The organism is Bacillus sp. SRB3LM (assembly GCF_015712745.1).
Lineage (GTDB): Bacteria > Bacillota > Bacilli > Bacillales > Bacillaceae_G > Bacillus_A > Bacillus_A thuringiensis_K.
The window spans coordinates 865,317-877,500 of record NZ_VWVQ01000103.1; the positions used below are offsets into that span (position 1 = coordinate 865,317).

Consider the following 12,184-nt stretch of genomic DNA (forward strand, 5'->3'; position numbering starts at 1 on the left):
TTTTTATTCGTCTTCTTTTTTATCATCGATTTGGAGTTCTTTTTCTGGTTTATGATATGTGTAGAAGCTATCTACAAGCAAATCTAAATGCTCTACTTCTTCGCTATAGTTAATGATGGAAGAAATAAGAGGGAAGAGATGTAACCATGTTTTATATGCTTCTTCATCGTCCTTATTTTGATATTCCATAAAGATATCAATTAATTCTTGTTTACCTGTTTCAACTTCATCAAGCATTTCAACTGATTGTTGTTTTTTTGCTTTACCAATAAATTTTAATAAAACTTGTTCATGATAATGCGTTAATGAGTCAAGTTCATTTTGGATAGATTCCTGAAATTCTTCCGGCATATAGCGCAGTTCATTTTCAGTACGGTGTAATGATTTTAACGTACTTAAAGCACGGCTTGTTGTCGCTAACATTTGTCTGAATAAAACGAGCTTACGAATTTTTGCGAACTTTACTTTTTTCGTATAGCTTCTTTCTTCTTTATACAGCAAATAGTAATGATTTAGTTTGATCATTTTTTCTTTCATACGATCAATATCAGTTTTTAGCGTTGTAAAATCAGAAGCCTGCCTGCTATTCATTCGAATCCATTTTACAATTTCTTCTGTATTATCAACGATACGATGATAAAGTTTTGTTTCATATTTTGGCGGCATAAATACTAAATTTACAAGTGAAGCCGCAATAATACCAATCATAATCGTCGCAAATCGAAGTAAGGCAAAACTAAAGAAATCTTCGCCTTGATACTCCATAATGGCGATAACTGTTACTAAAGCAATTGATATTGTGTTTTCTAATCGTAATTGTAATGTAAGAGCAATTACTAATATACATGTTAATCCAATAATAAAAGGATTATGTCCAAAAGCAGTAGCAAATGCGATAGCAAATATCGCACCAATTACATTTGCTTGAATTTGTTCAAGTGCTGTTAAATAAGAACGGTATACAGACGGTTGAACAGCAAAGATAGCTGAAATTCCCGCAAATACCGGACTCGGTAATTGAAGTAAAATACAAGCAAATAAAGCTAACGTGATGGCAATACCCGTTTTTAAAATGCGAGCACCAAGTTTCATACCCTTAATAAGATCCTTTCTCTTGTCATAATGAATGTACAACATGATACTATACATTCATTACAATATGTTAGCAAGTGATATTTTAGTGACGTTAAAAGAAATTAGTGTTCATTTTATCCCGCTAATTGTGAGTAGTAAGATTCCTGCCTCAAAATTTAGAAGCTAGATGCCGGTAAACGCTCGATTGGTGTAGGCTAATTAAAGTTTCACTTTATAATTTTTTCTAATTCCTTTTAAACATCAGTTTTTAGTAAAAAAACCTGCTGAATTTCAGCAGGTCTCAAATTGTTACTATAGATTACTATGAGAAGCGTACTTCGTCAATTTTTTCTTAATAATGAAAATTACTCATTTTACTCTGTTGAGATAGATGGGTCTGCCTGTTCTTTTTTCGGGATAATCTCAAAAAACTGGTTCTGTATATCATCTAATAATGCTGTTAATAAAGCAACTTCCTCATATTGCTCATGTTCGTTTAGTACACGAATATAGTCTAGCAATAATTCAGTTACATCTTTCAAACCATTTTTACTAATTGGTTGTAATGTAACATTTGCCCCTTTTGCAATTCTTCTTTTTAAGGCCTGTTCTGTTAGGCCTAAGTTTGAATCATGACGCAAATAAACAACACCGCCAGTCATGCCAGCGCAAATCCATGGACCAGGGTCACCTAAAACAAGCGCTCGCCCATTTGTCATATATTCAAAAGCAAAACCTTTAATATTGGAGTATGCCCCTATATTTCCTTGCTCTTTTTCACGGAGTGGTTTTGTTATTCTACCTCCAATTATCATGTCTGCCCCAGAAAGGCGAATGCCAGCGCGAGCATCAGCGTTCCCTTGCACGTATAGTGCCCCTTTTTGTGCACCATATCCAAATCCTTTTCCGACAGAACCGTTATAATATACTCCGTCTTTTCCTTTTGATTTCGTTATATAAATCCCACCACCAAAGGAAGTTTTACCAATGCCATCTTGTGCGCCGCCATTTACGTGTATAAATAAATTTTCACTATTGTAAGCGCCTAACCCATTTCCGGGAATAGAACCATTCGTATACTTTAATGTAAGTGGTTCAAGTTGAGTAGCTTCATATAGTTTACTGCGAACGCGATAACATGATTCTAGACCACCCATAACGCGTTGCTCTACACCAACGCCTACTAATTCTTTTGAGTCAGCGGAATGAACTGTCTTAAATTGTTTTTCCGGTACGCCTTCTGTTGTTGTAACAGATGGATGTTCTATTATTTGTAGTAAATTACGTAAGTTTAATAAATTTTCGCCTCGAACTTGCTCTAATAAATCAGAACGCCCAACAATTGCTTGTAAATTTGTATAACCAAGCTGTCCTGTTAATCGTTTTAGTTCTATACCGAAAGAGGTGAATAAATTTAGCAGGCCAGCAACTGCGCTTTCTAATTCGCGTGGGACGAAGCGGCGTAACCCATGTTCTTTTGCTTGTGCTTCAGACTCGATTTGTGTCGCAATTCCAACATGGCAAGTATCTAGATGGCACCCACGGCAAGTAGTACAGCCGATTGCAATCATTGATAGTGTGCCAAATCCAATACGGTTTGCTCCGAGGAGCATGATTTTCAAGGCATCATTTACACTTCGAATACCACCATCTGCCCAAATCTCTACTTTATGTCTCATGCTTGCTTCTAATAAAGCGTTGTGAGCGGCTTTAACACCAATTTCTACAGGGAGACCTACATGCTGCAATGCGTGAATACGTGCAGCGCCTGTTCCGCCATCGAATCCGCTAATGTTAATAAAATCAGCGCCAGCTTTGGCGATACCGACAGCAATTGTTCCGATATTAGGAACAACAGGGACTTTCACGGCTACTTTGGCAAGTTGATTAGCTGTTTTAATTTCTGTAATCATTTGAGCTAAATCTTCAATTGAATAAATATCATGGTTATTAGAAGGCGAAATTAAATCTGAGCCGATTGTCGCATTACGTGCTTCAGCAATTTTGGCTGTTACTTTTGAACCAGGTAAATGCCCACCTTCCCCAGGCTTTGCGCCTTGACCGATTTTGATTTCAATTAAGTTTGATGAGTTTAGTAGTTCGGCATTTACTCCAAATCGCCCAGATGCCACTTGTTGTCCACGTGTATGTGGATATTTTCCAATCATATCTTTAATTTCGCCGCCTTCACCGTTCAAGCTAATCATATTTAGCTGATCGGCTGCTTCTGCATATGCGCGAAAGGCAATTTCGTTTTGAGAACCAAATGACATAGAACTAATAATAAATGGTAAATTATGATTTTTGATGCCGATAGATACTTCTTCAGTTGGAACGACATGTTTTGTTTGTTTCGTTTGAACAAGGTGTCTGATTGCGATTGGATTATTCTCTTCTAGTTCACTTAACTTGTCACGGTAATCATCATAAGAATTTCCTTTTGCAACATCGCCGATTGCTTTCCAAATTCGCGGGAATATATGAAATGATTTTCGCATTCTAATTTTAGGATTGTTATAATCCTCTGCTCGTATTTTTGCATCTTCAACAAGTGATTCAAGTGAAAAGGCTAAATCATTTGAACCGAAGAAATTTGTAATCTGTAATATATTTGCGATTTCTTCATGTAACCCAATAGATGAATAGAGACGTCCGTAACCACGTAACTCATGAATTCCAATTGTTGAAATGACTTTTTCTAATCCTTTATTAAGTGCATTATATAGATTCGTAATTGGTGTTTTTGTTCCATCATTTACAGTCGCGAATAATAAATATGGATTAATACCATCTGCCCCTAATCCATATAGCGTGACAATGTCATGTAAGGAGCGAAGAGCACCAGAACGTATAACGAGAGAACAATTGCGGCGTAATTTATTTTCACTTAATGCTTGATGTACTTTAGCAGTAACTAAATGTGGATCAATCCACAATCGTTCATTTAGATGGGCTTTTGCGTCATCTAATACTAGTAGGGAAGCGCCATTGTTAACAGCAGCTATCGCTTCAGAACTAATGCGGCTTAATGCACATTGCAGAGTTTCTGACGAGCTGAATGTAGCAGAGATTGTGGCGATAGAGTTATGAGTCTTAAATAGCTCTATGAGTTGTTCGTACGTAATTGTGTGTAATTCCTCTGCAATAGGTTGTGCCACGCTGCCTTCTAAAATAATTGGTGAAAGCATTTCAACTACAAATGGCCGTTTTGCGCCGCTTAATAAACTTGGGCGCTCTCCAAGTACAGTACGTGTAGAGAAGTGTTCAATTTCACGGTCACGGTCAATTGCAGGGTTTGTAACAACAGCTACACTTTCTTTAATAAAGTCAGCGATATTTCGTCTATCAGTATCGAGTGCGGCAAGTGGTGAGTCATGCCCAAGTGAGCGTATTGGCTCAACGCCTTTTGTTGCCATCTGTTCAAGAAGTTGAATATGTTCTCGGTCCCATCCGAAAGCGACGTATTCTTTCGTTTCAACTTGAACAGAATCACATAGCCCTTGGATTTTTTTCGTTTCAGGGATAGATAAATTTAAATGGTAATTGGTAGTATCAATTCGCTTTTTAAAACGGTTATATACTTGGATTTGATATTTGTCATATTCATAAAGAACAAGTTCATCTTGTTCATTCCATTTTAATCCGACTTTTTCTCCAGGAGCGAGTGGTTTTGGTTCTGCTACATATTTAGTTGGTGATACAACTCCAGGTTCAGAAGAGAAAATATAAGAGCTCTCGGTCTCTACTTTCCATACTGGGCGTAATCCAAGGGAATCAACGCTAAAAACAGCTTCATCTTTAAAACGGGAAATGATGCCAGCTGGTCCTTGTGCAAAATGTCCCCATGCTTCACGTATATACGTATATAAATCTTGTAAAGGTGTTTCATAAAGTTTAATTTCATTAATAATTGGTGGGAATAGAATTTCCATTGCTTCAAATAAGCTGTAGCCGTATTGAACAAGTAGGGTTTCTAAGGTGCGGTTTAAATCTTGAGAGTCACTGCCTCCTGCAGTAAGTGGTACATCAATCATTTCAGCTTGATCGCGTAATTTCGCAATTGTGTTAATTTCACCATTATGTCCGAGAATGCTAAATGGTTGTACACGAAAAAAATTAGATAATGTATTAGTAGAGTAGCGGTTATGTCCTAATGTCATAGTTGAAGCGATAAGCGGATGTTGTAAATCATTATAGTAGGCAACAAGCGTATCACCAGCACCTAGAACTTTATATACAACATGATCATGACTTAATGAAGCAACATGAATTGCTTCGTTTTCCTCTATTTTTATTGTGACAGAAAATAATGTTTGCTCAATATTTATAATTTCGTTTTCTGCGATAAGGGCAACTTGCCAAAATAAAGGTTCTTCTTGTTTACCAAGTGGACCGAGCGCATCTGAGTTTGTTGCATCGTCACTTTCGAAAATAATAGTAAAGTTTTTGTTGTTTAATTGCGTACGAATATAATCTTTTAAGGCAGTAATGTTTTCTTTTTTATTTAGAAAAAAATGTCCAACGATAAAGTGGGGATGATCCACAATCGTTGGATTATATCCGCTACTTTTTAGTTTTTCATTCCAAAGTGTTTTTGGTATATCAATGTGAATGCCGATGCCATCGCCCTCGCCATTAATGAAACCAGCTCTATGATTCATTTTGACGAGTGATTGTATGCAAAGGTCAATGTTTTCTTTTGTAGCAATTTTTCGTTTCTCCATAACGGAAACGATTCCACACGCATCATGTTCTGCATTTCTATAATCTCGAAATAAAGACGGTGTCCATGGATTTTTTTTATTGAGCATCCGTCAATCCCCCCTCTTGTAAAAGTTAGAATAATCTTACTATTTAAGGTGCAAATCACCTTGTACACAGAGATAGTAATGCTGTAAAAGAATATAAAACAGATAATTATGAATAATTATACTATTAATACGTAATTTATGAAATAGAAAAAAGGAAAAAAGAAAGGTGAGCTTTCTTTTTTCCTTTTAATGACGGGATTATTTATTGTCTGCTAGGGCAGCAAATGCTCTGCCGACAGCTTCGATTGTATATTCAATATCTTCTTTTGTATGTTCTGTAGTTAAGAACCATGCCTCGTATTTAGAAGGTGCTAAGTTAACTCCTTCTTGAAGCATAAGCTTGAAGAATTTACCGAACATTTCACCGTCTGTATCTTGTGCGGCATCGTAATCTTCAATTGTATTAGTTGTGAAGTATACAGTTAAAGCCCCTTTTAGACGATTTAATGTAATGTCGATATTATGTTTCGCTGCTTGCTCTAAAATTCCTTTTTCAAGCATTGCACCAAGTTCATCTAATTTCTCATAAAGCCCTTCTTGTTGAAGTACTTCTAGACAAGCGATACCTGATGCCATAGAAGCAGGGTTTCCTGCCATTGTACCAGCTTGGTATGCAGGTCCAAGCGGAGCAACTTGTTCCATAATTTCTTTCTTACCACCGTAAGCACCGATTGGTAAGCCGCCGCCAATAACTTTACCAAGCGCTGTTAAGTCAGGTGTAACACCAAGTAAGTCTTGAGCACCGCCGTACATAAAGCGGAAAGCAGTAATAACTTCATCATAAATTACTAGTGCGCCAGCTTCGTGAACAAGTTCATTCACTTTTTCAAGGAATCCAGGTTTAGGCTCTACAATACCGAAGTTTCCAACGATCGGTTCTACAAGGATAGCTGCTACTTCATGACCCCATTTATCTAAAGCTTCTTTTAAAGTTTCTACATTGTTAAATGGAACGGTAATAACTTCTTGTGCGATACTTTGTGGTACGCCAGCTGAGTCAGGAGTTCCTAAAGTAGAAGGGCCAGATCCAGCTGCCACAAGTACTAAATCAGAATGACCGTGGTAACAACCAGCAAATTTCATGATTTTTGTGCGACCTGTATAAGCACGAGCAACACGAATCGTTGTCATCACTGCTTCTGTACCAGAGTTTACGAAACGGACTTTATCTAATGCAGGCATTGCTTCTTTTAACATTTTTGCGAATTTTACCTCTAGCGCTGTTGGTGTTCCATAAAGTACCCCATTTTCAGCAGCTGTTGTAATTGCTTTTGTTATATGCGGATGAGCATGTCCAGTAATAATAGGACCGTATGCTGCTAAATAATCGATATATTTATTTCCGTCTACATCCCAGAAATAAGCGCCTTTCCCACGTTCCATAGCAACAGGAGCGCCGCCGCCAACTGCTTTAAAAGAACGAGAAGGACTGTTAACACCGCCAACGATATGCTCTAAAGCTTCTTTATGTAATGCTTCTGACTTTGTGAAATTCACTACAATTCATCTCCTTACAAAAATCTATGTATTATTCTAACATGTTTTTCGAAAAGACGTATTGTTTGTGATAGCGAAGGCAGTTGGGTAAACTATTCGTTGTGACATTTAGGAGGGGGGTCCGATTATGAAATCGGTAATTGAGGTACAAGGGTTACGTAAAGAGTTTACAGCCTATTCAAGTCGTCCGGGCTTAAAGGGTGCATTTCGCGATTTATTAAATCGTAATTATAAAATAGTACCAGCAGTAAATGATGTATCTTTTACTGTAAAGCAAGGTGAAATGGTTGGTTATATCGGTGAGAACGGTGCTGGTAAATCAACAACAATTAAAATGCTTACGGGGATTTTAACTCCGACATCAGGGCAAATCACAGTAAATGGAATGAACCCACATAAACAAAGAGAAGAATTTGTAAGAACAATTGGTGTTGTTTTTGGACAGCGTTCGCAACTTTGGTGGGATATTGCAGTACAAGAATCGTTTCGTTTATTAAAGAAAGTGTATGGTGTATCAGACGCTCAGTATAAGGAGCATATGGAGCACGTAATTGAAACGTTAGATATAGGGCCCTTATTAGATAAACCAGTTCGAAAATTATCTCTTGGTCAAAGGATGCGTTGTGAATTAGCGGCAGCCTTAATTCATAATCCACCGTTATTATTTTTTAGATGAGCCAACAATTGGGTTAGATGTACTTGTGAAATTGAAAATACGTGAATTTTTAAAAGAAATGAATGAACGTTATAAAACAACAATTTTATTAACAACACACGATATTACTGATATTGAAGCTTTATGTGAGCGCGTTATCATGCTGGATGAAGGAAATATTATGTATGACGGTTCTTTAAATAATCTTCGTACGCAGTGGGGAGCGGAGAAGGAGATTCACTTTCAGTTTGTTGCACCAGTTTCCTATCAGGCTTTATCAATGGTTATGCCAGATAATCATGTCGTTTGGTCGAAAGCAAAAGAGGAAAATGCATGGGTTGCAAAAATTCCGAATGAAGAAGTTATTATTTCAATGCTTATTTCTAAAGTAGTACAAGCCTTTCAAATTAAAGATTTAAAAATTAACGAAGTGTCTACAGAGGAAATTATTCGTAACATTTATGAAGAGGGTATTACGCATGGGTAAGTATATTGAAATGATTCGAATTCGCTTTTTAATGATGCTTGCGTATCGTACAAATTACTATAGCGGGATTTTAATTTATACGATTAATATCGGTGCTTACTATTTTTTATGGCAAGCAATTTATAGCGGAAAAGAGAATATTGAAAGTTTATCTATTTCGCAAATGACCACGTATATCGCAATCGCGTGGATGGCACGTGCCTTCTATTTTAATAATATAGATAGGGAAATTGCGATGGAGATTCAAGAAGGACGTGTGGCTGTAGAATTAATTCGTCCGTATAACTATTTGGGAATGAAAGTTATGCAAGGTCTTGGCGAGGGAATATTCCGTTTTGCCTTCTTTTCCATTCCAGGCATGGTTATCGTTACGTTATTATTTTCGTTGCAAATTACAACAAATTTTCAAACTTGGTTATATTTCTTCTTATCTTTAATATTTAGTTTTATTATTAATACACAAATTAATTTAATGACGGGAATGCTTACGTTTTTCCTATTTAATAATAGTGGGATTATGTATGCAAAACGCGTTGTTATTGATTTATTTTCAGGTCTATTATTACCAATTAGTTTTTATCCGCTATGGGCCCAAAAAGCAATGATGTTTTTACCGTTTCAGGCTATTAGTTATATTCCAAGTATGATTTTTTCTGAAGGTATACAGGGGAGTAAGTTGTATGAGGCTTTAGTATTTCAAGTGATTTGGGCGATTGTACTTATTATTCCAATTGTACTCATGTGGAGAACGGCGAGAAAACGTCTAATTGTACAAGGGGGATGATGAGATGCTATATATAAACTTATTTTTACAATATGCAAGTCAATATATAAAAACAAAATTGGAGTATCGAGGCGATTTTATCGTTGGTTTACTTTCTGATTTATCGCTTCAAGCAGTTAATTTAATATTTATTCTCGTTGTATTTGGGCATACACAAGCATTGAAGGGATGGAGTCGAGAAGAAGTAATCTTTATTTATGGTTTCTTTTTAGTACCATTTGCCATCTTTTCAGCTTTCTTTAATATATGGGATTTTAATGATCGATACATTATTAAAGGGGAGATGGATCGTGTATTAACGCGGCCGATCCATAGCCTATTCCAAATTATATTAGAAAGAATGGAACTTGAATCTTTAATTGGAGCTATTACAGGGATTGTTGTAATGGGATATGCAGCTGTGGAGTTACAATTATCTTTTTACTGGTATGATTTCTTCTTATTTATATTGATGGTAGGAGGAGGAGCACTTGTATATGGAGGGATATTTGTTACGCTGGCGAGCCTTGGTTTTTGGTCGGATGCGAAAAGTTCAATTATGCCTCTTATGTATAACATAGGTAATTACGGGCGCTATCCTGTTAATATTTATAATCGTGTAATTCGTTTCATTTTAACGTTTGTTTTACCGTTTGCATTTGTTGGAGTATATCCAGCGGCATACTTTTTAAGAAAAACAGAATGGAATAGTTATGCATTTGCGACGCCAATTGTTGGTGTTATCTGTTTTACGATTGCAATCACCCTCTGGAACCAAGGGGTAAAAAGGTATCGTGGCGCGGGTAATTAATTATAGAAGCTTGTTCGTTTCTAAGGGATAAATCAGTTCTCCACCTCATACATATAAAATGAGGTGGAGGACATGTTATGGGGATTTATTCTATTAATTGCAACAATCGCTATTTTGAAAAGTGTCCAATTATTATGGAGTTCCTATTCGGATTCAACGCGTTTTTTTTCGCTCTATAATTTGGCCACATTATTTTTAATCTATACAACAGTACTAATCGCATTTGGATTAAGTTACGTTGTATTAGAGGAAATGGGTTTCGCAGTTTTGAAAGAGGACGGAGAAAGTTTGAACGCTCATTCTTTTCAACTCGTCGAAGTTTGTTTATATTTTAGCGCAGTTACTTTATTGTCTGTTGGATATGGTGACATATCTCCGATTGGAATTGGGCGATGGATTGCAATCGCAGAAGCGCTAATTGGATATACACTCCCTTTTGCTTTTGTGATGAGGTCTGTAATAGACAATGAAAAATAAGGAAGCATTTGTTATAGTAAAGGAAAAGAGTAGGAGTGATAACTATGATTACAGTAGGAGAAATGGCACCAGAATTCACATTAGAGGGAAGTAACGGAGAAGAAGTTCGCCTAGCTGATTTCCGCGGTAAAAATGTAGTTCTCTATTTTTATCCGAAAGATATGACGCCAGGATGTACAACTGAAGCATGTGATTTTCGTGATGCGTATGGAGTATTTCAAGAGAAGGATACGGTTATTCTTGGAGTAAGTCCTGATTCAGCGAATAGACATTTGAAATTCATTGAGAAACATGAATTGCCATTTACACTTTTAGTAGATGAAGATCATAAAGTAGCAGAGTTATACGATGTTTGGAAGTTAAAAAAGAACTTTGGGAAAGAGTATATGGGAATCGAGCGTTCTACATTCCTTATTAATAAAGACGGTGAACTTGTAAAAGAGTGGCGTAAAGTGAAAGTGAAAGGACATATTGAGGATGTTCTTTCTTATATAAAATAAATCTACATTGGAGATAAAATATGCAGAAACAAGGCAAGTGTCTATACATATTTTACTGCCTTACATAAAGTGGAAGTGTAGGGCATACCTCCTCAGATGATAGTATTCCAAGTGCGATTATGTCGCACTTTTTTCTATGGAATATATGAAGAAAAAAGGGAAAGATACATAAAAACAAGTCCTGAATATAAAAATAAACTACATACTTATAGTAGAAATATTGACGATTTATAAGAAAAGGAGTACACTCTTTATAAGAATTATAAAATAATAATCCGTATAGAATCGGGGTGCATGACGGTGGTCAAAGAAGAATTAAAAGAAGCGCTAGAAATGCTGAAAAATACGGGTGTACGCATTACTCCACAGCGTCATGCTATTTTAGAGTACCTTGTGGAATCAATGACGCACCCAACAGCGGATGATATTTATAAAGCATTAGAAGGTAAGTTTCCGAATATGAGTGTTGCAACTGTCTATAATAACTTACGTGTGTTTAAAGAGGTTGGACTTGTAAAGGAATTAACTTATGGAGACGCTTCAAGTAGATTTGATTATGTTACAAGTCAACATTATCATGTGATTTGCGAAAAATGTGGTAAGATTGTTGATTTTCCTTATGGGGGCTTGGAAAAGCTGGAAGAGGAAGCTGCGAAAACGACAGGCTTCGTTATCAATAGTCATCGCTTAGAAATTTATGGCGTTTGTCCAGAGTGTCATAAGGCGTAATATATAATAAAGAAAGAGGCTGACGGCTATACGTCAGCCTCTTTCTTTATTATATAAGGATTAGAGTGAGGCTAATCGGGATTTACAGTGCTAAGTTAGTAAGAAGGGTTAGATAAAAGTTTGTCGAATTTACTTTGTATTGGTGGAAATGAATTCTGGGAGGGGACATTTTGAAGAAATATGAGATTAAAAATAACATTCCAACATTGGAAGAATATAAATATTTATGTGATTCTGTGGGATGGACTAACTATATGAACTTTGAGGTGGCGGAAATATCACTTCAAAATTCGATTTACTGTATAACAGTCAAGGATAATAATCAAATCATCGGCATGGGGAGAATTGTTGGTGATGGGGCTATCTATTTCTATATTCAA

Annotated in this window: 9 protein-coding genes and 1 pseudogene (1 of these 10 running past the window's edge); 7 read left to right on the forward strand and 3 right to left on the reverse strand. The window is 36.4% G+C overall.

Annotated elements, in window-relative coordinates; translation table 11 throughout:
* Positions 1 to 3: 3 nt before the first annotated feature.
* The 3 genes from F3I02_RS31545 to hemL all read right to left on the reverse strand — a co-directional run bounded on the left by F3I02_RS31545 (position 4) and on the right by hemL (position 7,382).
* Positions 4 to 1,092, reverse strand: coding sequence for an aromatic acid exporter family protein (locus F3I02_RS31545; RefSeq protein ID WP_000765787.1), 1,089 nt, complete (start codon positions 1,090 to 1,092; stop codon positions 4 to 6).
* Positions 1,093 to 1,448: 356 nt separating this feature from the next.
* The gene (locus tag F3I02_RS31550; protein WP_196478772.1) at positions 1,449 to 5,885 is read right to left on the reverse strand and encodes a glutamate synthase-related protein; all 4,437 of its coding nucleotides are present in this window, start codon (positions 5,883 to 5,885) and stop codon (positions 1,449 to 1,451) included.
* 198 nt (positions 5,886 to 6,083) lie between these two features.
* Complete coding sequence (hemL, locus tag F3I02_RS31555) at positions 6,084 to 7,382, reverse strand: glutamate-1-semialdehyde-2,1-aminomutase (protein ID WP_001011863.1); 1,299 nt, start codon at positions 7,380 to 7,382, stop codon at positions 6,084 to 6,086.
* A gap of 127 nt (positions 7,383 to 7,509) precedes the next feature.
* Here hemL and F3I02_RS31560 point away from each other — a divergent pair.
* From F3I02_RS31560 to F3I02_RS31590, 7 genes and pseudogenes are all read left to right on the forward strand, one after another.
* Positions 7,510 to 8,524 (forward strand): annotated as a pseudogene (locus F3I02_RS31560) (ABC transporter ATP-binding protein).
* Positions 8,517 to 9,308, forward strand: a complete 792-nt coding sequence (locus tag F3I02_RS31565) for an ABC transporter permease (protein WP_000521519.1) — start codon at positions 8,517 to 8,519, stop codon at positions 9,306 to 9,308. Before F3I02_RS31560 ends, F3I02_RS31565 begins: the two are co-directional and overlap by 8 nt.
* 4 nt (positions 9,309 to 9,312) lie before the next feature.
* The gene (locus F3I02_RS31570) at positions 9,313 to 10,098 is read left to right on the forward strand and encodes an ABC transporter permease (protein ID WP_000965773.1); all 786 of its coding nucleotides are present in this window, start codon (positions 9,313 to 9,315) and stop codon (positions 10,096 to 10,098) included.
* Positions 10,099 to 10,170: 72 nt separating this feature from the next.
* Positions 10,171 to 10,575 (forward strand): ion channel, encoded by a 405-nt coding sequence (locus tag F3I02_RS31575; protein ID WP_196478773.1) that lies wholly within the window; start codon positions 10,171 to 10,173, stop codon positions 10,573 to 10,575.
* Between the two features lie 44 nt (positions 10,576 to 10,619).
* On the forward strand, positions 10,620 to 11,075 hold the full coding sequence (bcp, locus tag F3I02_RS31580; RefSeq protein ID WP_000633710.1) for a thioredoxin-dependent thiol peroxidase: 456 nt from the start codon (positions 10,620 to 10,622) through the stop codon (positions 11,073 to 11,075).
* Positions 11,076 to 11,375: 300 nt separating this feature from the next.
* A complete protein-coding gene (perR, locus tag F3I02_RS31585) occupies positions 11,376 to 11,804 on the forward strand; it encodes a peroxide-responsive transcriptional repressor PerR (RefSeq protein ID WP_000237829.1) in 429 nt (142 codons plus the stop codon).
* 170 nt (positions 11,805 to 11,974) lie between these two features.
* A protein-coding gene (locus tag F3I02_RS31590; RefSeq protein WP_000759737.1) for a GNAT family N-acetyltransferase crosses the window boundary here: on the forward strand, positions 11,975 to 12,184 show its start. 210 nt of this gene lie beyond the right edge of the window; only the first 210 of its 420 coding nucleotides appear in the window; the start codon lies at positions 11,975 to 11,977; its stop codon lies off the right edge, out of view.

What these genes read in the sequence shown, in the direction of transcription:
- F3I02_RS31550 (WP_196478772.1), bottom strand. Translation starts at nt 5,885, where the DNA reads ATGCTCAATAAAAAAAATCCATGGACACCGTCTTTATTTCGAGATTAT.
- bcp (WP_000633710.1), top strand. Translation starts at nt 10,620, where the DNA reads ATGATTACAGTAGGAGAAATGGCACCAGAATTCACATTAGAGGGAAGT.
- F3I02_RS31570 (WP_000965773.1), top strand. Translation starts at nt 9,313, where the DNA reads ATGCTATATATAAACTTATTTTTACAATATGCAAGTCAATATATAAAA.
- F3I02_RS31575 (WP_196478773.1), top strand. Translation starts at nt 10,171, where the DNA reads ATGTTATGGGGATTTATTCTATTAATTGCAACAATCGCTATTTTGAAA.
- F3I02_RS31545 (WP_000765787.1), bottom strand. Translation starts at nt 1,092, where the DNA reads ATGAAACTTGGTGCTCGCATTTTAAAAACGGGTATTGCCATCACGTTA.
- F3I02_RS31565 (WP_000521519.1), top strand. Translation starts at nt 8,517, where the DNA reads ATGGGTAAGTATATTGAAATGATTCGAATTCGCTTTTTAATGATGCTT.